Below are 26,977 nucleotides of genomic sequence, written 5' to 3'. Positions count from 1 at the left end.
GACCAGCGGCGCTAGCCCGGCGCGGCCAGGGCCTGTTCCAACGCGGTTTTGTCGAGCAGCGAGTGCACCTCGGTGATCTTGCCGGCGGCGAAGGTGTAGAACACATGCTCGCTGAACTGCACCCGCCGGCCAGTGGTGTCCAGGCCGAGAAACGGCCCCTGGGGCGAGCAATCGAACAGCAAGCGCGCCGCCACCACCGGCGGCTCGGCCACCAGCAGGCCAACGTTGAAGCGCAGGTCGGGGATGGTCCGGTAGTCGTGTTCGAGCATCGCCTGGTAGCCCGCCACGCCCAGCCAGGTGCCGTTGTGGCGCACGCTGTCGTCGACGAACTGGCCGAGGTTGGGCCAGTCCTGGGCGTTCAGGCAGGCGATGTAGGCGAGGTACTGGGCGCTGAGTTGGGCAGGGGTCATGGGGGTGGGCCTCAGTGCTAGGGAGGGCGAAGCGCCCATCAGCCATGCAGCTAAAGACCCTCCCCCCTGCCCTGCGTTCCCCAGCCTCACGCGGCGATGGTGGAGTCCTCGCCGCCCGGCCAGTCTTTGGTCGGGATGTCATCGATGGTGCCGTCTTTCACCCCGTCAACGCCGTAGCGCTCGATCGAATCCCCGAGCACCTGGGCGAAATCATCCTGCTTGGCCTGTTGCTGGCCTTCCTTGACCAACCCCGGGATCAGCGCCCCGAGCACCGCCACGCCGGCGCCGAGCACGCCAAGTACCCCGGCGGTGCCGGCCAGCATCGGCAGGAAGCGCGGCAGGTTGGCGCCGATCAGGCCCAGGGTGCCTTCGGCCGCCGAAGCGGTGCCGGCCAGCACGCCGAGGGAGCCGGCGGTGATGCCGAAGCCGCCGGTAAGGGTGTCGCCACGGCGGATGGCGTTGACCCCGTCAAAGATGCCGTAGGCACCGGCAGCGATCCCGGCCAGGCCACCGATGCCCTTGGCGGCCTCTTCGAAGTTTTTCGAGATCTTGACGAAGTTCTCGCCTTTGTCGACGTTGGCCTGCACCTTGTCGAGCAAGGTGCCGGTCAGGCCGCTGTTGGTCATGTCGGTGACCACCTCCTTGCCGTTCTTGATCGCCGAGGCCATGTACTGCTGGTAACCCTTGCTGCCGCCCTCGGTGAGCACGGTGGCGGTCTGCACTGAGCCGGTGGTGATGTCGACGATGTTGCGGTCGGTGAGCTTGCCGCCGTTCTGGGCGCCACGGGCGATGGTCACCCCGGCCAGGAACAAACCGCTGACCGCGTGCAGGGTGCCGCTGCCGTAGGCACCCTTGGCGTCGCCGCTGGGGTCGAAGTCCGAGAGCTTGCCGAATTTATCCAGGGCCTTGGTGCCCTGGCGCAACACGTCCCAGTTGCCACGGAAGCCCGCCAGCACCTGGTCGGTGGTGGCCATGGTGCCGTCGGCGTTCATCAGCAGCTCGGGCGATTCGGTGCGCATCTGGTCGACCAGCTTGCGCACCTTGTCTTCGTCGAGTTCATCGCCACCGTTTTTGCCAAACGCGGCTTTGATGTCGTCGAAGCTCGAGCCTTTGAACAGGTTCTCCTGGGTGATGGTGGAGAAGTTGTCGTTGAGCTGTTGGTCGAGCTTGCCGGTGAACTCCGGGTCGAGGGTGGCGTTGTACAGCGCCACTTCCATGCTGAAGCCAGCCGCGGCCTGCTCTGGGGTTTCGCTCTTGAGCAGTTCGCGCATGCGCTCGCCGGAGGCGAGCTGGTCCTTGTAATAGGTTTTCAGTGCTTCGGCATGCTTGGAGGCGCCCACCCCGGCTTGAATCTGGCTGGCGTCGTTGATCCCGAGCATGGTCTGCAGGCTTTGCGCGGTGGCGTAGTAGCTGGCCAGCGCGGCGGTCTGGTCGGTCTTGCCGTCTTTGGTCGCGGCGTCCCACGCGGCGTCCAGCGCCTTGCCGGACGTCACCTGGTCTTCGTAGGTTTTACCCACGGCGTCCTTCAGCCCCGGGTTGGCCTCGAAGAGGTCTTTCATCGCCTGGTCGCCCTGGGTTTTCAGGTACTCGGCGGTGGCCGGGTCGTTCTGCAATTGGGTGATGTGGTCGTTGATGTCTTGCAGGACCTTCTCCGGCTCCCAGTAGGCGCCGGAGCCGTTGGCGATTGCCACCTTGCCGTAGTCGGTGCTCCACATGCCGGCGTTGGCGCCGTCGAGCACCAGCTTCTGGGCGTTCTGCAGGTCGAGCAGCACCGCGGCCTTTTGTTCGGCGCTGTAGTTCTCCGGGTGCTCGAACACGTCCTTGCCCAGTTGGCTGGTATCGACCTTGCTGCTCAGGTTGCCGGCCACCACGCTCTGCATCAGGCTGGTCAGGCTGGTGGCGTCGGTCGGCGCGCCGCTGCCGAGCCAGGCGCTGATGTCGGCCTTGCTGGCCTTGCCGTCGGCGCTGCCACCGAGGTTATTGCTGGCGGTGTCGAGCAGCTTGAAGGCGCCGGGCTGGGAGAAGAAGTCCAGCGCTTCTTTTTGCTCCTGGCTCAGCTGCGGGTTGGCGTCTTTGTAGTCTTTGATGTTCTGCTCGGTGAGGGCATCGCCGGCACCCGTTTTGCCGCGGATCGAGTCGTATTGCTGCTCGAGAATGGCCGCGTACTGGGCGACCTTCTTCGAGCCTTCGTCGGCATCCGGGTTGGTTTTCAGGTAGTCCTTGTAGCTGCCGATGTCGCTGCTGGCCTCGGCCTTGGGCAGCGCCGAGAAGCCGTATTTGCCGAAGTCCTGCAGGCGCCCGGCCTCGGTGCCGTGCTTGGCCTCGCCGCCCTTGGTAAAACCATCGACGCTGCTGTTGGCCACTTCATCGCCGCTGAGCACCTTACCGTTTTCGTCGTAGCCGACGATACGGTCGAGCACCTGGCTGGCGCGGAAGGCGGCGTTGGCGTCGTGCTCGAAGTCGCCCACTTTGTCTTTGAGCGCGTCTTTCACGCCGCTCTGGTTGCCGAGGTTTTTCAGCAATGGGTTGGCGTCGATGATGTCTTGCGCGCTGCGCTTGTCGCCCTCGGGCAGTTCCCAGACGATGCCGGCGGCCTCGCCCTCTTTGCGCGCTTCGGCGTCGCTGCCCACGCTGCTGGGGTTTTCCAGCTTGCCCTGCAGGTTGCCAAAGCCGTACTTGCCGAAATCCTGCAGGCGCCCGGCTTCGGTGCCGTGCTTGGCGTCACCGCCCTTGGTGAAGCCATCGACCTTGCCGTTGTTGACGTCACCGCCGGCCAGGCGCTCGCCGGTTTCGCTGAGCTGCTCGATGTGGTCGAGCACCTGCACGGCGCGGTAGGCGGCGTCTGGGTCGTTCTCGAAGTCGCCCACGCGCTCCTTGAGCTTGTCTTTCACCCCGCTCTGGTTGCCGAGGTTCTTCAGCAACGGGCTGTCGTCGATGATCTGCTGGGCCGAGCGGTTGTCATCCTTGGGGCGCTCCCACTCGATGCCAGCGTCTTTGGCCTTGGCGCGCTCGACGGCATCCCCCCACTGGGCGTCGGAGGTGCTTTTGGCCTCGGCCTTGGTCAGCTTGTTGACGGCGACATTCATCGGGGTGGCTCCTGGGCAGTGGGGGGCAGTCAAGGCACCCTAGGAAGCGCAGATGACGCTGGCGTGACGTTTGGATCACAAGCGCCCCGGGGTGGCGCTGCAGGCCAGGGCTGGCGCGGGTTGTGGGGGGTTGTGAAACGTTGTGAAGTTGCAGGGCCGTTCGCCCGGCATGGTTGTAATGGTGTTCACTCAAGCTGTGAACTCCGCTGATTGTACGCATGGGCTTCAGGGCCCTTCGCCCGGCACAGCCGGCCTCCCACGAGTTCTGTGTTGCCAAGTAAATCAAGTAGTTACACAAATCCAGTGGGAGGCCGGCTGTGCCGGGCGAAGGGCCCGCGAGCCCCCCTTACAACCCGGCAAACACCCGCTCCCCCCTCGCCACGCACAAATGCGCCACATTCACCCGCATCCACTCCGACACCTGGCCATCGGCGCTGAACAGCACCCCCGGGGCCAGCAGCACGCCCTGCTCGAACGCCGCGTTCAGTTGCTCGTCCCCCGGCCGCCAGCGCGGGTGGCGCACCCACAGGAACAACCCCTCGCTGGCCGGGTGGAACACCTCCCAGCCCCAGCGGCGAAACGCCGCGCGGGCGGTCGCCTGGGCGGTTTGCAGGCGCCGGCGCAGGCGTTGCAGGTGGCGCTCGTAACTGCCGTCGGCGAGAATCGCCGCCAGCACCCGCTCGCACAGCCCCGGCACCGACACGCAGGTGGCCAGTTTCAGGTCGGCCAGGGCGCTGATCAGCGGCTCGGCCGCGGCGATGTAGCCCACCCGCAGGTTGGCCGACAAGGACTTGGAAAAACTGCCCACATACACCACCCGCTCGAAGCCATCGAGGCCCAGCAGCGGGCTGGCGCCCTCGGCGCAGAAGTCGCCGTACACGTCGTCTTCGACGATCAGCAAGCCATGCTGCTGGGCCAGGCGCAGCAGGCCGAAGGCGTTCTGCGCGCTCACCGAAGTGCCGGTGGGGTTGTGCAGCCGGGTGTTGACGAACAGCGCCCGCGCCGGCCCCGCGGCCAGGGCCTGGGCCATGTGCGCCAGGCGCGGGCCGTCGGCGCCGCGGGCGATGCCCACCACCTCGGCGCCGCGCAGGCGCAGCAGTTGCACCAGGTTGCTGTTGCACGGGTTATCCACCAGCACCCGGTCGCCCGGCTGGATGCACTGGCGGATGAGCAGGTCTAGCGCATGGGTGGCGCCGAGGGTGGTGAGCAGTTGCTCGGCGCCCACGGGGGCCTTGAGCTGGCGCGCCAGGCGCGCCGCCAGGGCCTGGCGCAACGGCAGGTGGCCGCAGGGGTCGCCGTACTCCACCAGCGAACTGTGCGCGAAATTGGCCGTGCGCCGCACCACCCGGGCGAACGCGGCGGTGTCGCGCCAGCCTGGCGGCAGCCAGGCGCAGCCGAGCTTCATGCAGTGGTCGTTGCCGTGGAACAACCGCCAGAACGCCTTGAGCGGGTGCGCGCCGGCCAGGTGGATCGGCCCCGCCGCGGGCAACGGCGCTGGCGCCGGCGGCTGCACGAAGTAACCGCGCCCGGCCTGGGCTTCGATCAGGCCGCTGGCCTGCAGCCGCTCGTACACGCTGACCACGGCGTGAAAACTCGCCCCGCGTTCGGCCACCGTGGCGCGGATCGACGGCAAGCGTTGCCCGGGTTGCAACTGGCCCTGCTCGATCGAGGTGATCAAGGCCTGCCAGAGTTGCTCCTGCTGCGAAAGTGCCAGCCCTTGCTGGGGGCCGTTCGCGGTGGTTGTCATGTGCCGCTTCCTGGGCCAAAGGGTTTTTTTAACAAGCTCACCGGCCCTTGGCAAACGTTGCCTGCTGTTAGCAAAACCCTGCCAAACAGTTAGGCCGCGCAGGCCCGAACTGTCAGGGCGCCGGCCGCCCTTGGCCCCTAACATGGCCGCAGTCGAAGGCTTGGCCAAGGAGTGCCCCACATGCCCCACAATGCCCCGGCCAGCGCCCAGGTAGACTGGCGCTGGCAGCAACGCAACGCCCTTCAGGACGCCGCCGCGCTGGCCGCGCGCTTCCCGGGCCTGGCGAACAGCCCGCAGCACCCCGAACTGCTGCGCAACCTCGGCCAGCGCAAACTGGGGCTCACCCCCTACCTGGCCAACCTGATCGCCACCGACGCCCAAGGCTGCCCCCTGCCCGACGACCCGATCTGGCTGCAAATGGCCCCGGTGGGCGAGCCAGACGGCGGCGCCGCCCTGGCCTACGACGGCCACACCGAGAACTGGGAAATGCCCGGCGAAATGGTCACGCCGATCTGCCAGCACAAGTACGACAACCGCGTCATCCTGCGCTGCGCCAACGTGTGCCACGCATACTGCCAGTTCTGCTACGAAGCCCTGCGCACGTTGGAGCCGGCCTCGGGCAAGGCGCCGCTGAAAAAAACCGAATGGCAGCACACCCTCGCCTACCTGGCCCAGCAGCCGAAGGTCGAGGAGGCGATCCTCAGTGGCGGCGAGCCGCTGATGCTCTCCGACGAGCGCCTGGCCAGCCTGCTGGCCGACCTGCGCGCGGTGCGCCCCGACCTGCTGCTGCGCCTGCACACCCGGGCGCTGACCTTCAACCCCTACCGCATCACCCACAGCCTGGTCGAAACCCTTGGCCAATACCGGGTCAACGCGGTGGGGCTGCACGTGGCCCACCCGCGGGAGCTCACCCCGGCTTTCGAGGCCGCCGTGCGCCACTTGCACACCCGGGTGCCGCTGCTGTTCGCCAACATCCCGCTGCTGGCTGGGGTGAACGCCGACTACGCCTGCCTCAAGGCGCTGTGCATGCGCCTCTACGGGCTCGGCGTGCTGCCCCATTACCTGTACCAGTTCATGCCGTTTTCGCCTGGCGCGCAGCGCTACCGCACGCCCATCAGCACCGGGGTGGCGATCATCGCGAAGATGAAGCGGCGCTTGTCGAACATGGCCGTACCAGAGTTCGTGGTGCCGCACCGCAGCGGCAAGTACAGCGTGCCGCTGGAGCTGGGCGGCACCCCGGCGCGGCTGTTCACCCAGGCCGACGGCAGCGAGGCGCTGGCCTTCACCAACTGGCAGGGCACGCCCTGCGTGTTCCCGGAGTGAGCGCGGTGAATATCCTGATCCTCGACTCTCAGCGGCACAGCTACGTGCACACCGCCGACCTCGAACAGGCTGTGCTCGGCCCCGGGGTGCAACTGCACCACGTCGACTGCGTGGCGCAACTGCCGCCCCAGGCGCTGGCCTGCGAGGCGATGATCGCCTGGCACCGGGTGCCACTGCCGGCCACCGCGCTGGCGCAACTGCCACGCTGCCGGGCGATCGTGCGCGCCGCGGTGGGGGTCGACAACATCGACCTGGCCTACGCCCGCAGCCTGGGCATCCAGGTGGCCAACGTGCCGGACTACGGCACCGACGAAGTCGCCGACCACACCCTGGCACTGGCCCTGGCGTTGCTGCGCCGGCTGCCCCAGGCCGACCGCGCAGTGCGGGGTGGCGACTGGAACTGGCGCAGCGCCGGCAGCCTGCCGCGCCTGGCCGGGCTGCGGGTGGGGCTGGTTGGCCTGGGGCGGATCGGCGCCGCGGTGGCGCGGCGCTTCCAGGCGCTGGGCTGCCAGGTGGGGTTCTTCGACCCGTACCGCCCCAGCGGCTGGGAAAAAACCCTGCAACTGGCCCGTTACGAGCGCCTCGATGACCTGCTCCAGGCCTGCCAGGTGGTCTCGCTGCACGCGCCGCTGAGCGCCGCCACCCACCACCTGCTGGGCCGCGAACAACTGCGCCTGTTGCGCGGCAAATGGCTGATCAACACCGCCCGCGGCGCGCTGGTGTGCAGCGAAGCGCTGGCCGAGGCCCTGGGCACCGGCGGCCTGGCCGGCGCCGCGCTGGACGTGCTCGAAGACGAAACCCAAGCCCCCGCCGGCGCGCTGCTCAGCGACCGGGTGATCTGGAGCCCGCACATGGCGTTTTATTCCGAACTGGCCCTGGCCGAGTTGCGCCGCAAGGCCGCCGAGTGCCTGCACCAACTGCTGCGCGACGGCACCCACCGCAACCTGCTCAACGCCGGGGAGGCGCGGTGATGCCGTGGCCCGCCAAAGCCCTGCGCGGCCCTCGCGCGCCGGCCAACCCGTTCCCTGGCCTGGCCGCGCTGGAGCGCGAGCTCGGCCAGCCGCTGCCGGCCCGGCTCAGCGCCAACGAAGCGCTGGCGCTGTACCCCCGGCCCTGGACCGAAGCCTTCGAGCCGGCCCTGCTCGAACACTGCCGGCAATACCCAGACCCCTCCGCGCTAGCCTTGCGCCAGGCGCTCAGCCGCCATGAAGGGGTGGCGCCAGAACACCTGCTGGTGGACGCCGGCGCCGACAGCCTGATCGCGCTGATGCTGCGCGCCTACGCCGATGCCGGCGAGCCGGTGCTGTGCAGCGAGGGCACCTACCCCACCTTTGCCTACTTCGCCCGCGCCCAGGGCCTGGCCTTGCACACCGTGCCCTACGCCGGGCACGGCGCAAGCCGCGCGATCGACCTGCCCGGGCTGTTGCAGGCGGCCCAGCAACTGCGCCCACGGCTGCTGTACCTGGCCAACCCCGACAACCCCAGCGGCCGCTTCGTGCCGCTGGCGGCGCTGAAGGCCTGGGCCGCGCGCTTGCCGCCCGGCACCCTGCTGCTGCTCGATGAGGCCTACCTGGGCTTTGCCGAGCACTACGGCGACCTCGGCCCGTGGCCGGCCACGGTGCGCCTGCGCAGTTTTTCCAAGGCCTGCGGCCTGGCCGGGTTGCGGGTGGGTTATGCGGTGACCAGCGAGGGCCTGCTGGCACCGGCCCAACGCACGCGCATCCATTACGCGGTCAGCGGCCTGTCGGCCTGGCTGGCCGAACGCATGCTCGCCGAACCCAGGCACCTGCTGGCCCTGCGCGCGCACACCCTGGCGCTGCGCGAACGCTTCGAGCTGTTCGCCCGGCTGCGCGGCCTGCCCTACCTGCCGTCGGCGGCGAATTTCGTCAGCCTGGTGTTGCCCGCCAGCCCGGCGCTGCGCCACTGGCACGCGGCCTGGCTGCGCCGGGGGGTGAGCATGGCGCTGCCGCCGCCCTGGGGGGATGACCAACTGCTGCGCCTGACCCTCCACCCCGAGCTGTTCCAGCCGGCGCTGCTCGAGGCCCTCTCCGAACTGCCTGGAGCGCTGCGATGAAAACCCTGTTGATCATCGGCATCGGCAATGTCGCCCTCAAATACCTTGACCAAGCCCTGCAACGCCAGGGCCTGCGCGCCGTGGTGCTGGGCCGCCGCGCCGGCCTGTGCCGGGCCATGGAGCCGTACCTGCGCGGGGTGTGCTGGTACGACGTAGACGCCGACGACGACGGCGCGCTGGAAGCGGAAATCCGCCTGCACCCGCGCCGCTACGCCAACGTCTGGGCGGTCACCACGCTGTACGACGAGCGCTTCCCGGCGGTGCTGCGGCTGGGCCAGCAATTCGGCTGGCGCACCCCGCCCTACTGCCTGGCGCAGCTCAGCGCCAAGCGCCGGGTGCAGGCGTTCATCCCCGAATACAGCCCGCCGAGCCTGTGCTTTCGCGCCGACGAAGCCGCCACGGTCGACCTCGCCGCCGCCGCGCGCTGGGGCGAGCAGGTGATCGTCAAGCCGGCGCTGGCCTCTGGCGGGCTGGGCATCGCCTACCTGCCCAGCGTGGCGCTGCGGCCGCGGCTGCTGGAGCACCTGGCCGCGCAAGGCGGGCCCGGCGATGCCCAGTGGCTGCTGCAACGCTGCCTCGACGGCCGGCTGCTGAGCTTCGAGGGCTATGCCTTCGACGGCAGCTTGCGCCGGTTGGGGATTTCCAGCCGCTCGCGGCTCGGCCTGACCGAAGTCGGCAACCGCTTCCCGGTGTGCGAAGGGGTGCCCACGGCGGTGCGCGAAGCCGGCTGGGCCTGCATCCAGCAGTTGCTGGAACGGGCCGGGCTGAACTTTGGCTACTTCCACTGCGAGTTCATCCAGGGCCTGGACCACCTCTGGCTGATCGACGCCAACGCCGGGCGCATCGGCGGCGCCACCTTGCTCGAACAAATCGCCCAGGCCTACCAACTGAACACCGCCGACCTGCTCGCCCACGTGTTGCTGCTACCGCTGCTCGAGGCCGCGGCGCCCTGCCCGTTCGCGGCGATCCAGGCCGAACCGCAGGCCACCCTGGGCATCTGGTACGGCTGCCCGGCCAGTGCCCGCCTGGAACACCTCGACGCCGCGGTGGTGCAGTGCTGCCACACCCAGTTCGCCGCCGAGGGCCACCGCGTGCCGGCGGTGGGCAGCTCGGACCACGCCTGGGTTGGCATGCTCAGCGGCGAGCCCCGGCGGGTGCTGCAGGCCATCGAGCAGATCAGCCTGCTCACCGACCGCGGGCGCTTCAAGCCCGCCTACTGCCTGGACTGAGCCCATGGCCCTGTACGCGTTGCGGTTTTTCACCTGGGGCTGCTGGAGCGTGCTGTTTTCGTTCTTTGCGGTATGGCTGACCGGGGTCACCCCGTTCAGCGCCGCTGAGGTCAGCGTGCTGGCCGGCACCCTGGCCCTGGCCAACCGCGCCGGCTGCCTGCTGTGCGTGCGCTGGGTCGAGCGCTGCGCGCTGCGCACGCTGATGCTCTGCACCCAGGCGGTGCTGGTGCTGGCGCTGCTCGGCCTTGACGGCCTGTACGCCGCGGGCAACAGCAATTGGTGGCTGTGGCTGCCGTGCGCGGCGCTGTTCGGCCTGGCCAGTTCGGTGAGCAGCCTGGCGCAACTGAGCTTCATCGCTTCGGGGCAAACCCGCGCCGACACCCTCACCGCCTTTTCACTGGAGAACGTTGCGCTGAACCTCAGCGCCGGGGTCACCCCGTACGCCTCGGCCTGGGTGCTCAACCATTGCCGCGCCTGGTACCTGCTGGTGCCGCTGCTGTACGTGCTGCCCGCCCTGCTGCTGTGCCTGTGCCTGCCGAACCGCCCGTGCGGCGCCAGCACCGCCCAGGCCCCTGCCGCCGCGCCGCCGGCAGCGCTGGCGCCGTGGCGGTTCCTGCTGCTCAACGGGCTGACCTTCCTCGCCTTCAGCCTGTTCTACAACGTGTTCCCGCTGCACGCCGCCGGCACCCTGGGCGCCGAGCAGGTGGGGCTGTTGTTCGCCGCCAGCAGCGCGTTGATCGTGCTGCTGCAAGTGCCGCTGACCCGCCTCAGCCGTGGCCTGGGCCACACGCCGCTGCTGCTGGCGGCCAACGCCAGCCTGGCGCTGGGGCTGTGGGCGTTGTACAGCGCCCACAGCCACCTGGGCGCGGCGGCGCTGGCCATCGGCTTGCTGACTCTCGCGGAGATGATCTTCGGCCCGGTGTACCAGGCGCTGGCGGTGCGGGTGTTCCCCGGGCGGCCGGCGCGGGCGATGGCCATCGTGACCCTGACCTGGGCCAGCGCCGAAACCCTGGCCACCGCCGGCGGCCTGTACGGCGTGGCCCAAGGCCAGGGGCTGTGGGTGTTTGCCGTGGGCGTGGCGGCGGCGCTGCTGGCCTGCGCGCTGCTGCGCCCGCGCCTCAGCAGTGCTTGAAGCGCGGCGGGCGTTTTTCCACGAAGGCGGCCATGCCTTCTTTCTGGTCATGGCTGGCGAAGGCGGCATGGAACACCCGCCGCTCGAAGCGCACGCCTTCGGCCAGGCTCACCTCGAAGGCGCGGTTCACGCTCTCCTTGACCATCATCGCCACCGGCAGGGATTTCTCGGCAATCAGTGTGGCGGCCTTCAGCGCCTCCTCCAGCAACTCGGCGCGCGGTACCACGCGCGCCACCAGCCCGCTGCGCTCGGCCTCCTCGGCGTCCATCAGGCGGCCGGTCAGGCACAGTTCCATGGCCTTGGCCTTGCCCACCGCGTGGGCCAGGCGCTGGGTGCCGCCCATGCCCGGCAGCACGCCGAGGTTGATCTCCGGCTGACCGAAGCGGGCGTTGTCGGCGGCGAGGATGAAGTCGCACATCATCGCCAGCTCGCAACCGCCGCCCAGGGCGTAGCCGGCCACCGCGGCGATCAACGGCTTGCGCCGGGCCGCCACCTGGTCGGCCTCGGCGAACAGGTTGTTCATGTAGATGCCAGGGTAGGCCAGGCCGGCCATTTCCTTGATGTCGGCGCCGGCGGCAAAGGCTTTGTCCGAGCCGGTGATCACGATACAGCCAATGCCGGCGTCGGCCTCGAAGGCGCTGAGGGCCTGGTTGGTTTCATCGACCAACTGGGCGTTGATCGCGTTCAATGCCTGCGGCCGGTTGAGGGTGATCAAGCCCACCCGGCCGTGGGTGCTGACGAGGATCGCGTGGTAGTCGTGCATGGGGGCCTCACGGGTTGAATGAAGTGTCAGGGATTTCCAGCGCCATCGCCGTGGCCTCGCCGCCACCGATGCAGATGGCCGCCACCCCGCGGCGCAGCCCGCGCTGGCGCAGGGCGTGCAGCAAGGTGACCAGAATACGCGCGCCAGAAGCGCCAATCGGGTGGCCGAGGGCGCAGGCGCCGCCGTTGACGTTGACCTTGTCCGGGGCCAGGCCGAGCACCTGGATCGCCGCCAGGGTGACCACGGCAAAGGCCTCGTTGATCTCGAACAGGTCCACCTCTTGCAACTGCCAGGGCAAGTGCGCCATGAGTTTTTCGATCGCACCGATCGGCGCCAGCGGAAACTCGCCGGGCTCGCCGGCGTGCACGCTGTGGCCACGGATGATCGCCAGCGGCGCCAGCCCCTCGGCGCGGGCGTGGCTGGCGCGCATCAGCAGCAAGGCGGCGGCGCCGTCGGAGATCGAACTGCTGTTGGCGGCGGTGACCGTGCCGCCATCGCGGAACGCCGGCTTCAGCGTGGGAATTTTCTCCAGGCGCGCCTTGGGCGGTTGTTCGTCGTCGCGTACTTCCTGCGTGTGCTTGCCCACGGTGGCGCTGAGCGGGACGATTTCCTCACGGAACAGCCCCTCGCTGATCGCCTGCTGGGCGCGGGTCAGCGAGGCAATGGCGAAGGCGTCTTGCTGTTCACGGCCGATGCTCAGGCGCGCGGCGCAGTCTTCGGCGAACGTGCCCATCAGCCGGCCCTTGGCGTAGGCGTCTTCAAGGCCATCGAGAAACATGTGGTCGATCACCTGGCCATGGCCCATGCGGTAGCCGGCGCGGGCGCGGGCCAGCAGGTACGGCGCGTTGCTCATGCTTTCCATGCCGCCGGCCAGCACCACCCGGGCACTGCCGGCCAGCAGTTGGTCGTGGCCGAGGATGGCCGCCTGCATGCCCGAACCGCACATCTTGTTGAGGGTGGTGCACGGCGTGCCCTTGGCCAGCCCGGCGCCAAGCGCGGCCTGGCGCGCTGGGGCCTGGCCGAGGCCAGCGGGCAGCACGCAGCCCATCAGCACCTGGTCGACCTCGCGCTCGCCCCAGCCGGCGCGGGCCAGGCAGGCCGCCAGCACGGCGCTGCCCAGTTGCGGCGCGGCCAACCCGGCCAATTCGCCCTGCAGGCCGCCCATGGGGGTGCGGGCGGCGGCGACGATCACCACCGGGTCGTCGTTGACTGTGTTCATGTGTGCCTCCTGTGTTGTGCCTGTTGTGGCCCTTCGCCCGGCACAGCCGGAGTGCCGGACCACGGCCTCCCACCAGATTTATGTAACCACTTGATTTACTTGGAAATATAGAACCCGTGGGAGGCCGGCTGTGCCGGGCGAAGGGCCCTCAGCCCTTCATCCTCAACGCGCCATCCAGGCGGATCACCTCGCCGTTGAGCATGTCGTTCTCGATGATGTGGCGCACCAGCGCGGCGTATTCCTCGGGCTTGCCCAGCCGCGGCGGGAACGGCACGTCGGCGCAGAGGCCGGCGCGCACCGCCTCGGTCATGCCGGCCATCATCGGGGTTTCGAACACCCCAGGGGCGATGGTCATCACGCGGATGCCGTGGCGCGCCAGCTCGCGGGCGGCGGGGAGGGTCAGGCTGGCCACCGCGCCCTTGGAGGCGGCATAGGCGGCCTGGCCGACCTGCCCGTCAAAGGCCGCCACCGAGGCGGTGTTGATGATCACCCCACGCCGGCCCTGGTCGTCGGCCGGGGTGCTGGCCATGGCTTCGGCGGCCAGGCGCATCAGGTTGAAGGTGCCGATCAGGTTGACCTCCACCACCCGGGCGAAGCTGGCCAGGGCATGGGCGCCCTGGCGCCCGACCAGCCGTTCGCCATGCACCACCCCCGCGCAATTGACCAGCCCCTGCAGGCTGCCAAAGCGCGCCATGGCCTCGGCGATCGCCGCCTGGGCGCTGGCCTCCTCGGTCACGTCGGCGACGGCGAAGGGTTGTTCCAGCTCGGCGGCGCGGGCCGCCAGGGCGGCTTCGCTGCGGTCGAGCAGCAGCACCTGGGCGCCGCCTTGCACCAGTGCCTGGGCGGTGGCCAGGCCGAGCCCAGAGGCGGCGCCGGTGACCACGAAGTGTTGCTGTGCCAGTTGCATCGGGGTGGCTCCTCTTTTTGTTGAAATGAGGTTAGCCCCGATGCTCGCGCCGTGCCCGCCGGCCGGCAATGGCCGTGGCGCTCAGCCGCCCTGAGCGGTTTGGCCCGCCCGCCGGTATTGCCCCGGGCTGGTGCCGAACCACGCGCGGAACGCCTTGTGGAACGAGCGCGCGTCGGCAAAGCCGAGGCGCTCGGCGACCTGCTCCAGGGCCAGCCCCGGCTCGGCCAGCAAGGCCAGGGCGCGGCTTTGCCGCTCGCTGGCACGCAGCGCCTGAAAGCTTTCGCCCTGCTCGGCCAGGCGCCGGCGCAAGGTCGCGGCCGACACCCCCAGCGCCTGCGCCACCGCCTCGGCGCTCGGCCACTGGGCCGGCGCCAGCTGTTGCAGCCGCGCGCGCACCTGGTACACCAGGTTGCCGGGGTCGCGGTACTTCACCAGCAGGTTGCCCGGCGCCTGGGCCAGGAACGCCGCCAGCTCGGCCTCGCTGCGGCGCACCGGCAGCGCCAGGCAGGCGCTGGGGAACAGCAAGCGGTTGCGCGGCTGGCCAAAGCGCAGGTGCGGGCCGAACAGCCGCTGGTAATCCTCGAGGTAGTCTGGCGCCGGCCCTTGCAGTTCCACCGCCAGCACCGGCACCCGTTGCCCAGCCCACCAGCACAGCGCGCCGTACAGCAGCAACCACAGGGTAAAGCAGGCAAACGCCCGCGGTGGCGCGCCGGCCGGCTGCAACACCAGCGCGGCGAGGGGGCCTTGTTGCTCCAGCGCGGGGGCCAGCCGCTGCAGCATCAGCGCCAGGAAGCTACAGCCCTGGGCCAGCGCCGCCCGCACCGTGGGCTGGCCCAGCCCGGCCCGGCACAGGAACGCCAGGCTGCCACGGCGCAGTGGCCGTGGGTCCATCCCGAAGAATTCGTCATCGAGTTGGCCGGCGAGTGCTTGCCATACTTCGGCGTACTGCGCCACCGCCACCCGCTCGGCGCCCGCGGCAATGCCCGCCGCCGCCAGCCAGCGCGGCCAGTGTTCGGCCGGTACGCTTTGGCGCAGGGCCTCGTGCAGCAGGTGTAGGGAAATCGTGTCCTTGGCGACCATGGCCTTTGTCTCTAGAGCCGTGCGCCGGGCATCATAACGCTGAACGTTCGCCGCCGCGGCGAGTCTTTGCCCCATGCCGCTTCGATTAAGGAACCGCCTCGATGAAGTTCACCCGCACCGTGCTGCTGGCCGCCCTGCTCGGCGCCGCCGGCGCCCAGGCCGATGAGCGCCCCACCACCTACGGCCCGGAACTGCAAGGCTTCGACTACCCCTACACGCTGCACCACTACAGCTTCGACTCCCAGGGCCAAACCCTGCAAATGGGCTACATGGACGTGGCGGCCAGCGGCAAGCCCAATGGCAACACGGTGGTGCTGTTTCATGGCAAGAATTTCTGCGGCGCCACCTGGGAAACCACCCTCGCCACCCTCAGCCAGGCCGGCTACCGGGTGATCGCCCCGGACCAGATCGGCTTCTGCAGCTCGACCAAGCCCGAGCACTACCAGTACAGCTTCCAGCAACTGGCGGCCAACACCCATGCGCTGCTGGCCGACCTCGACGTGAAAGACCCGATCCTGCTCGGCCACTCCACCGGCGGCATGCTCGCCACCCGCTACGCGCTGATGTACCCCGACCAGGTGCAGCGCCTGGCGATGGTCAACCCGATCGGCCTGGAAGACTGGAAAGCCCTCGGCGTGCCCTGGCGCTCGGTGGACGACTGGCTGGAACGCGAAACCAAGCTCGACGCCGCGAGCATCCGCCAGTACGAACAGCGCACCTACTACGGCGGCCGCTGGAAGCCCGAGTACGACCGCTGGGTGACCATGCTCGCCGGGCTTAACCAAGGGCCGGGGCATAACTTGGTGGCGTGGAACTCGGCGCTGATCTACGACATGATCTTCACCCAGCCGGTGGTGTACGAATTCAAAGACCTGAAAATGCCCACCCTGCTGTTGATCGGCACCGCCGACAGCACCGCCATCGGCAGCGACATCGCCCCGAAAGAGGTCAAGGCGCGCATCGGCCACTACGATCAACTGGGCAAGCGCGCCGCCCAGGCCATCCCCCACGCCACCTTGGTGGAGTTCGACGGCCTCGGCCACGCGCCACAGATGGAAGAACCGGCACGCTTTCACCAGGCGCTGCTGAACTGGTTGAACACCCCTCAATAACCGACAACATCAGGGTTTCGCGCACATGTCTGAACTTCGTATCGCGGTCATCGATGATTGGCAGGACGTCGCCCAGGACGTGGTCGACTGGTCGCCGCTGGCGCGCCTCGGCCAGGTGGATTTTCTCCACGACTACCCGGCGCCCAACGCCACCCTCGCCCAGCGCCTGGCCCCTTATAGCGTGATCTGCGTGATGCGCGAGCGCACCCCCTTCGACGCCGAACTGCTCGCCGCCCTGCCGCGGCTCAAGCTGTTGGTCACCGGCGGCATGCGCAACGCCGCGCTGGACATCGCCGCGGCCAAGGCCCGGGGCATCACCGTGTGCGGCACCGACAGCTACAAGCACGCCGCCCCGGAACTGACCTGGACCCTCCTGATGGCGCTGAACCGCCGGCTGTTCGCCGAGGTGATCTCGCTGCAAACCGGCGGCTGGCAGATCGGTATCGGCGCCGACCTGCACGGGCGCACCCTGGGCCTGCTCGGGCTGGGCAGCATCGGCCAGAAGGTCGCCGGCTTCGCCCAGGCGTTCGGCATGAAGGTGATCGCCTGGAGCCCCAACCTCAGCGAGGAGGCCGCCGCCGCGGTGGGCGTGCAGCGGGTAGAAAAACAAGCGCTGTTCGAGCAGGCCGATGTGCTCTCGGTGCACCTGGTGCTGGGTGAGCGCAGCCGCGGCCTGGTCGACGCCCAGGCGCTGGGCTGGATGAAACGCGGCGCGTTGCTGGTGAACACCTCGCGCGGGCCGATCGTCGATGAAGCCGCGTTGATCGAGGCGCTGATCGACGGCCGCCTTGGCGGCGCGGCGCTGGATGTGTTCGACCAGGAACCGCTGCCCGCCGAGCACCCCCTGCGCACCCTGCCCAACGTGCTGGCCACCCCGCACATCGGTTACGTGACCGAGAACAACTACCGGCTGTTCTACAGCCAGATGATCGAGAACATCCTGGCCTGGCAGGACGGCCAGCCGATCCGCGCGCTATAACGCCCGCGCGGCCGCACCGTGGCGGGGCAAGGCGATCCGCCCCGGTGCGACATCCAGTTTTCGATTGGCGACATCCCGTGCAATAAAACGAACAGGCCTTTTTGTTTTGCCCCAGTTGGGTGCAGAAGCACCAAAATCAGGCACTCAGCGCACCATCCCCGCCCCGCGCAATACCCGCCCTCGCCCGCATTGACACATAAATGCAATGTTTCACCGGCGAACCCCTCATGCTGGCCAACTAATTGCAATCGCAGCCGCGACCATCATGAAGGAGTCCGCGATGCCGTTGCAGAGCGAGTCAATGAACCTGTCGCCCACCGAACGCCGCTGGCTGCCCTGGTGGGGCCACACCGGCAAGGCGGCCATGGCCTGGGCCTGCTGGCTGAACCGCAGCGCCTACCCGGCGCTGGAGCATACGTTCGAGTCCATCGCGCACACCCGCGCCACCCTGCTGCAACGCTGGGCCAGCGGCCAGTGGCAACAGTTGCAGGAACTGGCCCAGGCCTTGCGCGGCAGCGCCCCGGCAGCCGCCCAGCCGTCGCTGGCGCGGGCCCTGGCGCAGTGGGCCGACGCCAGCGAGGTGTTCATCATCGACCACCAGGGCAGCGTGCTGGCCTCGACCCATGCCGCCCACCTCGGTGGCCGCGACCTCAACCCTCAGGCCGTCAGCGCCGGGCTGCGCGCGCCGCTGCTGCACGGCCCGTACACCGACCCGCTGACCCTGGCCATCGGCCCGTCGAGCTCGGCCTTCCACGACGAAGTCACGCTGATGTTCTACCAGCCGCTGGTGCTGGCCGAGCAGGCCCAGGGCTGCCTGTGCATGCGCGTGCCGAACGATGTACTGGGCGATTTGATCCAGCGCGAAGCCGGGCACATCTACCCAGACTCCGGCGACAACTACCTGTTCATGGTGCAGGCGCAGTTCGACCCGCGCATCGCCCCGGGCACCGCGCTATCACGCTCGCGCTTCGAAGACGCCACCTTCAGCCTGGGCGACAACCTCAAGGGCGGCATCCACACCGCCTTCGGCACGGTGCGGGTGCAGCGCCACACCGAGCTGGAGCTGCGCTTTACCAACCCGGCCACCGGCCAGTTGCACGCCGGCGTGCGCGAGACCATCGCCCGTGGCAGCAACCTGTTCGTGACCTACCCCGGCTACGCCGATTACCGGCACATCCCAGTGGTGGGCAAGGGCCTGACCTTCCAGTTGCCCGGCTCGCCAGACCGCTGGGGGATGATGTGCGAGGCCGACCTCGAAGAGGTCTACCGGCGCCGCTCGCTCAGCCATGGGCTGATGCGCCCCTTGCTCGGCACCCTGGCCGCGGCGCTGGCCGGCAACTACGCGCTGGTGCACTACAGCGGCCTGCCCCAGGCCTGGCTCGACGGCCTGCAGCCGGCGCTGCTGCTGGGCGCGGCGTTGCTCTACCGCCAGCTTGGGCCCCGCCCGCTGGCGGCCCGCCTGGAGGCCATGGCCGAGGTACTGCGCACCCTCGCCGAGGGTGAAGGCAACCTGCGCCAGCGCCTGCAGGCCAACACCCTGGCGCGCGACGAAAGTGGCGCCATGGGGCGCTGGATCAACAGCTTCATCGACCAGCTCGACGGCGTGGTCGGGCGGGTGATCCACGCCTCGGCGCGGGTTGCCGACACCAACGCGCACATGCTTCAGCGCAGCGACCTGGCCCAGCGCAGCAGCACCGAGGTGAACGAGGCGATCCACCGGATGATGCTGATAGTCGAGGCGCAGTTGGGGGAAATCCAGCAAGCCTCGCTCACCGCCGAGCAGATGAAGCACGCCATGGACGCGGTGGTGCTGCGCGCCCGCGAGCAGTTCGAGCAGGTGCAGGCCGGCACCCAGTCGATCCGCGACGTGGTGGCGCGCTCGGCGGCCAGCGTGCAGGCGCTGGACCAACGCATGGGCGAGATCGGCAACTTCACCGCGTTGATTACCGACATCACCCAGCAAACCAACCTGCTGGCGCTGAACGCGGCGATCGAAGCGGCCCGCGCCGGCGAGAACGGCCGCGGCTTCGCGGTGGTGGCCGATGAGGTGCGCACCCTGGCCACGCGCACGGCCAAGGTGGCCGAGCAGATCCGCGGCATGGTCGACGGCCTGCAGGGCGAAACCCGCCAGGCGGTGACGGTGATGGAAAAAGGCGTGGGCGATGTGGACCGCAGCCTGAAACTGGCCGCCGGCGCCAGCGAGGAGAACGTGCAACTGCACGAGGCGGTGGAGCAGTTGTTCGGGGTGATCCAGCAGCTCAACGACAAGAGCCTGGATTGCGGGGCGACGGTCAAGCAGGTCGGCCAGGCCTCGACCGACATGCGCCAGACCGTGGCGGTGCTGCACAGCAGCGCCGCGCAGGTGCGGCATGATGCCGGCACGCTGCAGGCGCTGGTGGGGCGGTTCGAGGTGAGTGCCTGAGGGTGGGGCTTGGCTTGAGGGCCCTTCGCCCGGCACAGCCGGCCTCCCACCAAAGGACAACACAGAACGGGTGGGAGGCCGGCTGTGCCGGGCGAAGGGCCGCTAAGCCTGGCGCGGGTTAATCATCCAACCCCGCCGGTGGCGCGGTGGCCTTGCCGGCCTTGCCCTTGGCGGGCTTGCTGCCTTCCTGGGCCGGTTCGGCGGCGGGGGCCTGGGCCGCGGCGGGGGCGGCGCTCTGTTCCTGGCCGGGGATTTTATCCACCGCGCTGAACAGCTCTTGCGGGGTCACCGGGCCGTCTTTCTGGAAGTACTGCTCGCCATCCTTGCCGTACACCAGGGTGCGCGTGCCGTTGAGGGTGCCCAGCTTCAGGTCGCGCACCAGCCCGGCGGTGGTCTGGGCGTCGAGGTTCTCGCCGTTACGCTTGCCGATCATGTCGGCCACGGTGTACAGCACCATGTTGCGCTTGCTGAACTCCTGCTGGTTGGCCGGCTCTTTCAGGGCCTTTTGCAGGTTCAGCAGTTCAGGGTCTACCGAGCTGCGGGTGATCACGATCACGGCCCGGGAATGGCCGCGGTCCTTGGCCAGCGGCGAATCGCTGTCGGCGGCCAGCAGCGGCGCGGATGCAACAAACAAAGTGGCCAGGGCCAGCGAGCGGATGAACATGGGTGCCTCCATTACGTGTTCGTACTTCAATAATCGCTCATCGTAGGGAAATAACCAGCCTATGAGCCTGAATCCATGACACTTTTTTCATCGGTTGGTTTCATGCCGGCAGGTCGAGCAACGCCTGCAGCCCGCCACCTTCGCGGTTGCGCAGTGTCAAGCGGCCACCGTGGGCCTTGGCCACCGCGTCGGCGATAGCCAAGCCCAAGCCATAGCCCTCGCTCTGGCGCGCCGCGTCCAGGCGCAGAAACGGCTCGGTCACCTTGGCCAAGGCGGCCTCGTCAATGCCCGGGCCGCGGTCGGCCACCGTCACCCGCCAATAGGCGCCCTCGCGGGCCAGGCTGACCTCGGCGGCGCCGGCATGGCGCACGGCGTTCTCGATCAGGTTATGCAGGCAGCGGTGCAAACTGCGCGCGTAGCCGCGCGCCGGCGCGCTGGCGCGGCCCTGCACGGTCACCGCCTGGCCCTGGTCGGTGAAATCCGCCTCCAGGCTCATCAGCAGGGCGTTCAGGTCGATGCGCTGCTGCGGCTCGCGGGTTTCGCCACTGGTCACGAACTCCAGGGTGGCGTCGACCATCTGCCGCATGTGCTCGAGGTCTTGCTGGAGCATGCCGCGCACGGTGGCGTCATCGATGCGCTCGGTGCGCAGGCGCATGCGCGTCAGCGGCGAGCGCAGGTCGTGAGACACCGCCGCAAGGAACCGCGTGCGCTGGCCGAGGCTTTCGCTGAGCTGGCGCTGCATGGTGTTGAACGCCGCGCAGGCCTGGCGCACCTCGCTCGGCCCCTGCTCGGGCAGCGGCGCCTGCTGGATGTTGCGCCCCAGCCCGTGGGCGGCGGCGGCCAGGCGCTTGAGCGGGGCGATCGCCCAGCGCACCGCGAACAGCGTGACCGCCAGCACCAGGAGGATCCGCAACAGGTAGATGCGCAGCACGTAGTCGGCGATCAGCTCACCGCTGGCGCGCGGGCTCCAGCCCTGGCTCTCTTGGGCATCGACCAACAGCCAGCGGCCGTCGGGCAGGCGTAGGTCGATCAGAAACCGCCCCACCGTGGGCCGGGCCGACAGCAACACCGGCAAGCCGGCCTTGTGCTCGGCCTGGTCGAGCAGCTCCAGGCGCAGCAGCTGGAAGGTTTGCGGCTGCCCGGTTTTTTCCGCCAGCACGCTGCGCAGCAGGTCTTCGGCGGCCTGGGAGTCGACGTCGAGCGGCACGTCGGGGTGGGTCGGCGCGGCGTTTACCTGCACGCTGAAACCCGGCGCCCGCAGCAGCTCGGACAGGTGGTCGACCTGGTCCGGCTCGCGCTCGGCGACCCGCACGATGTCGGCCAGGTGGGTGGCCACCAGCCGCGTGGGGATCTCCAGCGACTGCGCGTGGCGCACGTCGAACCACACCGTGCTGGTCACCAGTTGGGCCAGCAACACCCCGCCGATCATGATCAGCACCATGCGCCCGTACAGCGACGCCGGCAGCCAGCGCCTCACTGGCTGGCCACGTCGCTGGCGCTGAGCATGTAGCCTTCGTTGCGCACGGTGCGGATCAACTCGGCGCTCAGGTGCTGGCGCAGGCGGCTGACGCACACGTCGACCGCGCGGTCGAACGGCTGGCTGTCTTTGTCGAAGGCGTGGTTGCGCAGGAACTCCCGGCTCAGCGGCCGGTTGGGGTGCTGCAGCAGCAGGCGCAGCACGCGGAAGTCCGAATTGCCCAGGTGCACCACCACGCCGTCGGGCGACAGCACATGGCGCGCGCGGGTGTCGAGCTCCCAGCCGCTGAAGCGGATGCTCGCCGCCTCGTCGATGCGCGCCCGCTGCGGGAAGCTCAGGGCCCGGCGCAGCACGGTCTGGATGCGCAGCAGCAGCTCGCGCGGGTCGAACGGCTTGGCCAGGTAATCGTCGGCGCCCTCCTCCAGCCCGGCGATGCGGTCGTCGAGGGTGCCACGGGCGGTGAGCATGATCACCGGCACGTTCGACACCTCGCGCAGTTGCCGGCACAGCGCCAGGCCGTCGACGCCGGGCAGCATGAGGTCGAGCACGACCAGGTCGATCACGTTGACATCGAGCTTCAGGCGCATCTCGCGGCCGTCGCAGGCGGTGCTGACGCGGTAGCCGGCCTGGGTGAGAAAATCGCTGAGCAGGCCGCGGATGTCTGGGTCGTCATCGACGATCAGCAGGTGGTGGTCGGGGGTCATTGAAATTCCTGGCTAACGTTCGAGGTAATAGGCCTGGCAACGGCTGAAGTAATCCTGCTGCGGGTCGCTGTCCAGGGTGGTGCCCTGGCCGCGGTACACCCAGGCGGTCACCGCCGAGGCCATCCTCGCCTTCCAGGCGGCGTTGTACCCCAGCGCGTCGACTTGCGCCAGCACCTGGTCACGGCTCAGGCCCTGGCTGTAGCCCTCGCGGGCCATGCCCACCACCTGCTTGCCCCATTCGCAGCGCTGCCGCGGGCCGTCGCCCAGTTGCGCGCTGGCCGCGCCCACGGCCAAGGCCCACACCCCCAACACCCACCCACACAGCAGCGTCGCCCTCATGGCAGTCGCATCCCGGCTGAACACTTTTTTACGCTAAGGCAAAGCGCCCGGGAAAAACCGCACTGTGCAAAACCATTACAAATTAGCCCCGCCGCCCAGGCAACGGCCACCGCGCCGGGCCGGTCACACCCTGCGCAGTGGCTGCGGGGGGCCGACCCTCGCCTTTCAAGATGAATGCAGAGGTACGCGCACATGGTTTTCAACGTCAAGGACTACGGGGCCGCCGGCGACGGCGTGACCGACGACACCGCCGCCATCCAGGCGGCCATCGACGCGGCGGCAGCGGCCGGCGGCGGTGAGGTGGTGATCCCAGAGGGCACGTTCATCATCAGCGGCACCGGCGACCCGACCGATGGCTGCCTGCAGATCAAAAGCAACGTGACCATCAGCGGCCAGGGCATGGGCGTGACCACCCTGAAGCTGGCCGACGGCTCCGACCAGAAGATCACCGGGCTGATCCGCTCGGCCTACGGTGAGGAAACCCACGACTTCGGCGTGAACAACCTGACCCTGGACGGCAACCGCGACAACACCACCGGCAAGGTCGATGGCTGGTTCAACGGCTACATTCCCGATGGCGACGGCCAGGACAGCAACGTGCTGCTCGACAGCGTCGAAATCAAAGACTGCTCCGGCTACGGTTTCGACCCCCACGAGCAAACCGTGAACCTCACCATCAGCAACAGCGTGAGCCACGGCAACGGCCTGGACGGTTTCGTCGCCGACTACCAGAGCGACGGCGCGTTCATCAACAACGTGGCCTACGACAACGACCGCCACGGCTTCAACATCGTCACCAGCACCCATGACTTCACCCTGAGCGGCAACGTCGCCTACGACAACGGCGGCGCCGGCATCGTGGTGCAGCGCGGCAGCGAAGACCGCGCCCTGGTAGACAACGTGGTGATCAGCGGCGGCGCGGTGTACGGCAACGCCGCCGAAGGCATCCTGGTGAAGATGTCTACCGCCATCACCGTGCAAGGGGTGGACATCCATGACAACGGCAGCGCCGGGGTGCGTTTGTACGGCAGCAGCGGCAGCCAGTTGCTCGACAACAACATCCACGGCAACGCCCAGGCCAGCGCCGTGCCGGAAGTGATCATCCAGAGCTACGACGACAGCGACGGGGTGTCTGGCCGGCTGTACAAGGGTGAGAACAACCTGGTGCAAGGCAACACCATCGTCGGCGGCGACCAGTCGACCTACGGCATCGCCGAGCGCCGCGAAGACGGCACCAGCCACAACAGCCTGTACGGCAACAGCGTGGAGCACACCACCAAGGGCACCACCCTGGTGTACGGCGACGGCAGTGTGGTGCTCGATACCATCCCGGAAAACCGCATCGACGGCAGCGCCGGCAAGGACACCCTGGTCGGCACCAGCGGCAACGATGTGATCGTCGGTGGCGGCGGCGCCGACAAACTCACCGGCGGCGACGGCCACGACACCTTCCGCTACTACGAGGTCAGCGACAGCTACCGCACCGCCACCAGCAGCCACGCCGACCTGATCACCGACTTCGACCCCAGCCAGGATGTACTCGACCTCGCCGGGCTGGGCTTCACGGGCCTGGGCAACGGCCGCGACGGCACCCTGGCGGTGCAGTACAACGCCAGCACTGACCGCACCTACCTGAAAAGCCTGGAGCCCGACGCCGATGGCAACCGCTTCGAGGTGGGCCTGGCCGGTAACCTGGTCGGCCAGTTGAACGCCAGCAACGTGCAGTTCGAGCACCTGCTGCAGGGCACCGACGGTGAAGACCGGATCACCGGCACTGACGCCAGCGAAACCCTCATCGGCGGCCTCGGCGCCGACACCCTGAGCGGCGGCGGTGGCCACGACACCTTTGTGTTCACCACCCTGGAAGACAGCTACCGCAACTACAGCCTGAGCAAGGAAGAAGGCAACCACGGCGACCTGATCACCGACTTCGACGCCAGCACCGACCGCATCGACCTCTCGGCCCTGGGTTTCACCGGCCTGGGCAATGGCCATGACGGCACGTTGATCATGGTGCTCAACGACAGCGGCGACAAAACCTACTTCAAATCCCGCGATGCCGACGCCAATGGCAACCAGTTCGAGTTCGCCATGAGTGGGGACCTGACCGCGCAGGTCACGGCAGCGAACTTCGTGTTCGCCCAGCCCGAGGTGGAGGTGGTAGGAGTGCAGCAGGGGCTGCATGAAGTGGCCTGACTGAAGGGCCTTTCGCCCGACACAGCGAAAACGCACTGGAATACCCCGTAACGCCGCATGTTCACGGGGTACTCCAGCGGCAACGTGAGGGTGTGGCCAAGTACGCCCTCGCACGCCAGCGCGGCGCCTACAGTGCCAACAACTCCCGCACCCGGCCGCTCAAAAGGTCTACCGCGAAGGGCTTGGTCAGCACCTGCATGCCCTGCCCCAACTGGCCTTCCTGCAACGCCGCGTGCTCGGCGTAGCCCGTGATGAACAGGGTTTTCAACCCCGGGCGGAGCAAGCGCCCGGCGTCGGCCATCTGCCGGCCGTTCATGCCGCCGGGCAGGCCGACGTCGGTCACCAGCAGGTCGATGTGCACGTCCGAGCGCAGCAGCTTCAACCCGGCGGCGCTGTCGGCCGCCTCGATCACCGTGTAGCCCAGTTCGTGCAACACATCGGCCAGCAGCATGCGCACGGTGGGCTCATCGTCAACCACCAGCACGGTCTCGCCGGGCTTGGCCGTGGCCTCGGCGGCCCGGCCCGGGGCGAGTTCATCCGCTGGCGCGTCGCCATGGTGGCGCGGCAGGTAGATGCACACCGTGGTGCCCTCGCCCACCTTCGACAACAACCGCACCTGCCCACCGGACTGCTGGGCAAAGCCGTAGATCATCGACAGCCCCAGGCCGGTGCCCTGGCCGATCGGCTTGGTGGTGAAGAACGGCTCGAACACATGGGCGATCACCTCCGGCGGCATGCCGGTACCGGTGTCGCTGACGCTCAGGCTCAGGTACTGCCCCTCGGGCATGTCCAGGGCGCGGGCGGCTTCGCGGTCGACCCACTGGTTGGCGGTGCGCAGGGTGATGCGGCCGCCGCCGGGCATGGCGTCGCGGGCGTTGATGCAGAGGTTGAGCAAGGCGTTTTCCAGCTGGCTGGCGTCGACGAACGCCGGCCACAGGCCTGGGGTCGCGGCGGTATCGATGGCGATCGCCGGGCCCACCGTGCGCTGGATCAGTTCGAGCATGCCGTGCACCAGGCTGTTGACCTGGGTCGGCCGCGGCTCAAGGGTTTGCCGGCGCGAAAACGCCAGCAAGCGGTGGGTCAGCGCCGCGGCGCGCTTGGCCGCGCCCTGGGCGGCGGCCATGTATTTGTCGATCTCGCCGAGGCGGCCCTGGGCAATGCGCCGGTCCATCAGTTCCAGCGCGCCAGAGATGCCCGCCAGCAAGTTGTTGAAGTCATGGGCCAGGCCGCCGGTCAGTTGCCCGACCGCTTCCATCTTCTGCGCCTGGCGCAGTTTTTCTTCGGCCTGCATCAGCTTGGCGGTGCGCTCGCTGACCCGTTGCTCGAGGGTTTCGTTGAGGCTGCGCAACTGCGCCTCGGCCTGGCGCAGGGCTTCTTCGGCCATGGTCCGCTCGAGCAGGTCGGCGGCCTGGCGGGCGAGCACGTCGAGCAGGCGCAGGTCGCGTTGGCTGGGTTGGTACGGGTAGGCCCAGTGGGTCGAGATCATCCCCAGCAGGCGGCCGTTGCGGTCACGCAGTGGGGTGGTCTGGGCGGCGCGGATGCCGGCGCGGCGAAAGGCGAAGAGGTCTTCGCTGCCGGCGATGTCGGGCCACTGCTCGAAGTCTTCGATGATCGCCCGCTCGCCGAGCTTCAGTGCCTGGGTGCAACTGCTGTAGGCACAGGGGTTGACCCACTGCCAAAAGCCCACGGCATCCGCCGGCAGCCCGCGCGAGCAGAGCAGTTGCAGCTCACCGCCATGCCCGGAAGGGTGCCCGGCCGGGCACAGCAGCTGCATCGTGCCGAATTGCGAGCCGGTGATGGCCACCGCGGCGTCGACGATCTTGCCGTAGAGGGCTTCGAGGTCTTGTTCGCCGATCAGCGCCACGCTGATGCTGTGCAGCAGTTCGAGGTCGGCGACGTCATCGCCCGGGGCCGGCACGGCAGCGGTGGCGTGCTCGGGAAAAGCCAGAGGCAAGGCGGGCATGGAATGCTCCTGCGGAGCGCAACAGAGGGGCTGGCGGAAGCCTAACAGCAAATGGCCATTAACGCGACGGAACGGCACGCTAAGCCATGGACCACGCCGACCGCCGGCCGTTCCCAGGGCTCAAGGGGCGGCGCGCCAGGCGCTCACCACC

The 26,977-nt window shown here is 68.7% G+C and carries 20 protein-coding genes and 1 pseudogene; 9 read left to right on the top strand and 12 right to left on the bottom strand.

Annotated elements, in window-relative coordinates:
- Positions 1-11: 11 nt before the first annotated feature.
- The 3 genes from ACFZCE_RS16135 to ACFZCE_RS16125 all read right to left on the bottom strand — a co-directional run bounded on the left by ACFZCE_RS16135 (position 12) and on the right by ACFZCE_RS16125 (position 5,243).
- Positions 12-410 (bottom strand): ester cyclase, encoded by a 399-nt coding sequence (locus ACFZCE_RS16135; RefSeq protein ID WP_390940719.1) that lies wholly within the window; start codon positions 408-410, stop codon positions 12-14.
- 86 nt (positions 411-496) lie between these two features.
- Positions 497-3,496, bottom strand: a complete 3,000-nt coding sequence (locus ACFZCE_RS16130) for a type III effector HrpK domain-containing protein (protein ID WP_390940717.1) — start codon at positions 3,494-3,496, stop codon at positions 497-499.
- A gap of 346 nt (positions 3,497-3,842) precedes the next feature.
- Positions 3,843-5,243, bottom strand: a complete 1,401-nt coding sequence (locus ACFZCE_RS16125) for an aminotransferase class I/II-fold pyridoxal phosphate-dependent enzyme (protein ID WP_390940715.1) — start codon at positions 5,241-5,243, stop codon at positions 3,843-3,845.
- 180 nt (positions 5,244-5,423) lie between these two features.
- Here ACFZCE_RS16125 and ACFZCE_RS16120 point away from each other — a divergent pair, with 180 nt between their 5' ends.
- The 5 genes from ACFZCE_RS16120 to ACFZCE_RS16100 are packed head-to-tail and all read left to right on the top strand — an operon-like array spanning position 5,424 to position 11,001.
- A complete protein-coding gene (locus tag ACFZCE_RS16120) occupies positions 5,424-6,566 on the top strand; it encodes a radical SAM protein (RefSeq protein WP_390940713.1) in 1,143 nt (380 codons plus the stop codon).
- Positions 6,567-6,571: 5 nt separating this feature from the next.
- Entirely contained in the window at positions 6,572-7,537 is a 966-nt protein-coding gene (locus ACFZCE_RS16115; RefSeq protein ID WP_390940711.1) for an NAD(P)-dependent oxidoreductase, read from the top strand.
- Positions 7,537-8,640 carry an aminotransferase class I/II-fold pyridoxal phosphate-dependent enzyme gene (locus tag ACFZCE_RS16110; protein WP_390940709.1) on the top strand — a complete coding sequence of 368 codons (1,104 nt, stop codon included), beginning with the start codon at positions 7,537-7,539 and terminating at the stop codon, positions 8,638-8,640. The genes ACFZCE_RS16115 and ACFZCE_RS16110 overlap by 1 nt, the downstream gene beginning before the upstream one ends.
- On the top strand, positions 8,637-9,869 hold the full coding sequence (locus ACFZCE_RS16105) for a hypothetical protein (RefSeq protein ID WP_390940707.1): 1,233 nt from the start codon (positions 8,637-8,639) through the stop codon (positions 9,867-9,869). The genes ACFZCE_RS16110 and ACFZCE_RS16105 overlap by 4 nt, the downstream gene beginning before the upstream one ends.
- Positions 9,870-9,873: 4 nt before the next feature.
- Positions 9,874-11,001, top strand: coding sequence for an MFS transporter (locus ACFZCE_RS16100; protein WP_390940705.1), 1,128 nt, complete (start codon positions 9,874-9,876; stop codon positions 10,999-11,001).
- Here ACFZCE_RS16100 and ACFZCE_RS16095 read toward each other — a convergent pair.
- The 4 genes from ACFZCE_RS16095 to ACFZCE_RS16080 form a co-directional block, all read right to left on the bottom strand.
- Positions 10,988-11,764 carry an enoyl-CoA hydratase gene (locus tag ACFZCE_RS16095; protein WP_390940703.1) on the bottom strand — a complete coding sequence of 259 codons (777 nt, stop codon included), beginning with the start codon at positions 11,762-11,764 and terminating at the stop codon, positions 10,988-10,990. The genes ACFZCE_RS16100 and ACFZCE_RS16095 overlap by 14 nt on opposite strands.
- A 7-nt stretch (positions 11,765-11,771) precedes the next feature.
- Entirely contained in the window at positions 11,772-12,983 is a 1,212-nt protein-coding gene (locus tag ACFZCE_RS16090) for an acetyl-CoA C-acyltransferase (protein ID WP_390940701.1), read from the bottom strand.
- 148 nt (positions 12,984-13,131) lie between these two features.
- Entirely contained in the window at positions 13,132-13,890 is a 759-nt protein-coding gene (locus tag ACFZCE_RS16085) for an SDR family NAD(P)-dependent oxidoreductase (protein WP_390940699.1), read from the bottom strand.
- Between the two features lie 81 nt (positions 13,891-13,971).
- Entirely contained in the window at positions 13,972-14,970 is a 999-nt protein-coding gene (locus ACFZCE_RS16080) for an AraC family transcriptional regulator ligand-binding domain-containing protein (RefSeq protein ID WP_390940697.1), read from the bottom strand.
- Between the two features lie 101 nt (positions 14,971-15,071).
- On the opposite strand from ACFZCE_RS16080, the gene ACFZCE_RS16075 reads away from it, so the two are divergent.
- From ACFZCE_RS16075 to ACFZCE_RS16065, 3 genes are all read left to right on the top strand, one after another.
- The gene (locus ACFZCE_RS16075; protein ID WP_390940695.1) at positions 15,072-16,082 is read left to right on the top strand and encodes an alpha/beta fold hydrolase; all 1,011 of its coding nucleotides are present in this window, start codon (positions 15,072-15,074) and stop codon (positions 16,080-16,082) included.
- Positions 16,083-16,107: 25 nt separating this feature from the next.
- Positions 16,108-17,061, top strand: coding sequence for an NAD(P)-dependent oxidoreductase (locus tag ACFZCE_RS16070; RefSeq protein ID WP_390940693.1), 954 nt, complete (start codon positions 16,108-16,110; stop codon positions 17,059-17,061).
- Positions 17,062-17,266: 205 nt separating this feature from the next.
- Positions 17,267-19,483: a methyl-accepting chemotaxis protein gene (locus ACFZCE_RS16065; RefSeq protein WP_390940691.1), complete on the top strand. Its 2,217-nt coding sequence runs from the start codon at positions 17,267-17,269 to the stop codon at positions 19,481-19,483.
- Positions 19,484-19,601: 118 nt separating this feature from the next.
- On the opposite strand, the gene ACFZCE_RS16060 is transcribed toward ACFZCE_RS16065, so the two are convergent.
- The 4 genes from ACFZCE_RS16060 to ACFZCE_RS16045 all read right to left on the bottom strand — a co-directional run bounded on the left by ACFZCE_RS16060 (position 19,602) and on the right by ACFZCE_RS16045 (position 22,667).
- Positions 19,602-20,147 (bottom strand): DUF4174 domain-containing protein, encoded by a 546-nt coding sequence (locus tag ACFZCE_RS16060; protein WP_390940689.1) that lies wholly within the window; start codon positions 20,145-20,147, stop codon positions 19,602-19,604.
- Positions 20,148-20,247: 100 nt separating this feature from the next.
- Positions 20,248-21,624, bottom strand: coding sequence for an ATP-binding protein (locus ACFZCE_RS16055; RefSeq protein ID WP_390940687.1), 1,377 nt, complete (start codon positions 21,622-21,624; stop codon positions 20,248-20,250).
- Positions 21,621-22,328, bottom strand: a complete 708-nt coding sequence (locus tag ACFZCE_RS16050) for a response regulator (protein ID WP_390940685.1) — start codon at positions 22,326-22,328, stop codon at positions 21,621-21,623. The genes ACFZCE_RS16055 and ACFZCE_RS16050 overlap by 4 nt, the downstream gene beginning before the upstream one ends.
- A 12-nt stretch (positions 22,329-22,340) precedes the next feature.
- Positions 22,341-22,667, bottom strand: coding sequence for a hypothetical protein (locus ACFZCE_RS16045; protein ID WP_390940682.1), 327 nt, complete (start codon positions 22,665-22,667; stop codon positions 22,341-22,343).
- Positions 22,668-22,859: 192 nt separating this feature from the next.
- On the opposite strand from ACFZCE_RS16045, the pseudogene ACFZCE_RS16040 reads away from it, so the two are divergent.
- Positions 22,860-24,809 (top strand): annotated as a pseudogene (locus ACFZCE_RS16040) (glycosyl hydrolase family 28-related protein); the annotation flags it as partial.
- 181 nt (positions 24,810-24,990) lie between these two features.
- On the opposite strand, the gene ACFZCE_RS16035 reads toward ACFZCE_RS16040, so the two are convergent.
- Complete coding sequence (locus ACFZCE_RS16035; protein WP_390940680.1) at positions 24,991-26,826, bottom strand: ATP-binding protein; 1,836 nt, start codon at positions 26,824-26,826, stop codon at positions 24,991-24,993.
- Positions 26,827-26,977: the final 151 nt, after the last annotated feature.

The sequence above is a fragment of the Pseudomonas sp. NPDC007930 genome (genome assembly GCF_042958985.1).
Taxonomy (GTDB): Bacteria; Pseudomonadota; Gammaproteobacteria; order Pseudomonadales; family Pseudomonadaceae; genus Aquipseudomonas.
This window is presented reverse-complemented; position numbering and strand designations above follow the sequence as displayed.

Excerpts from the sequence above, each read along its gene's own strand:
- ACFZCE_RS16135 (WP_390940719.1), bottom strand. The coding sequence starts at position 410 with ATGACCCCTGCCCAACTCAGCGCCCAGTACCTCGCCTACATCGCCTGC.
- ACFZCE_RS16130 (WP_390940717.1), bottom strand. The coding sequence starts at position 3,496 with ATGAATGTCGCCGTCAACAAGCTGACCAAGGCCGAGGCCAAAAGCACC.
- ACFZCE_RS16125 (WP_390940715.1), bottom strand. The coding sequence starts at position 5,243 with ATGACAACCACCGCGAACGGCCCCCAGCAAGGGCTGGCACTTTCGCAG.
- ACFZCE_RS16120 (WP_390940713.1), top strand. The coding sequence starts at position 5,424 with ATGCCCCACAATGCCCCGGCCAGCGCCCAGGTAGACTGGCGCTGGCAG.
- ACFZCE_RS16110 (WP_390940709.1), top strand. The coding sequence starts at position 7,537 with ATGCCGTGGCCCGCCAAAGCCCTGCGCGGCCCTCGCGCGCCGGCCAAC.
- ACFZCE_RS16105 (WP_390940707.1), top strand. The coding sequence starts at position 8,637 with ATGAAAACCCTGTTGATCATCGGCATCGGCAATGTCGCCCTCAAATAC.
- ACFZCE_RS16100 (WP_390940705.1), top strand. The coding sequence starts at position 9,874 with ATGGCCCTGTACGCGTTGCGGTTTTTCACCTGGGGCTGCTGGAGCGTG.
- ACFZCE_RS16095 (WP_390940703.1), bottom strand. The coding sequence starts at position 11,764 with ATGCACGACTACCACGCGATCCTCGTCAGCACCCACGGCCGGGTGGGC.
- ACFZCE_RS16090 (WP_390940701.1), bottom strand. The coding sequence starts at position 12,983 with ATGAACACAGTCAACGACGACCCGGTGGTGATCGTCGCCGCCGCCCGC.
- ACFZCE_RS16085 (WP_390940699.1), bottom strand. The coding sequence starts at position 13,890 with ATGCAACTGGCACAGCAACACTTCGTGGTCACCGGCGCCGCCTCTGGG.
- ACFZCE_RS16080 (WP_390940697.1), bottom strand. The coding sequence starts at position 14,970 with ATGGTCGCCAAGGACACGATTTCCCTACACCTGCTGCACGAGGCCCTG.
- ACFZCE_RS16075 (WP_390940695.1), top strand. The coding sequence starts at position 15,072 with ATGAAGTTCACCCGCACCGTGCTGCTGGCCGCCCTGCTCGGCGCCGCC.
- ACFZCE_RS16070 (WP_390940693.1), top strand. The coding sequence starts at position 16,108 with ATGTCTGAACTTCGTATCGCGGTCATCGATGATTGGCAGGACGTCGCC.
- ACFZCE_RS16065 (WP_390940691.1), top strand. The coding sequence starts at position 17,267 with ATGTTTCACCGGCGAACCCCTCATGCTGGCCAACTAATTGCAATCGCA.
- ACFZCE_RS16060 (WP_390940689.1), bottom strand. The coding sequence starts at position 20,147 with ATGTTCATCCGCTCGCTGGCCCTGGCCACTTTGTTTGTTGCATCCGCG.
- ACFZCE_RS16050 (WP_390940685.1), bottom strand. The coding sequence starts at position 22,328 with ATGACCCCCGACCACCACCTGCTGATCGTCGATGACGACCCAGACATC.
- ACFZCE_RS16045 (WP_390940682.1), bottom strand. The coding sequence starts at position 22,667 with ATGAGGGCGACGCTGCTGTGTGGGTGGGTGTTGGGGGTGTGGGCCTTG.
- ACFZCE_RS16035 (WP_390940680.1), bottom strand. The coding sequence starts at position 26,826 with ATGCCCGCCTTGCCTCTGGCTTTTCCCGAGCACGCCACCGCTGCCGTG.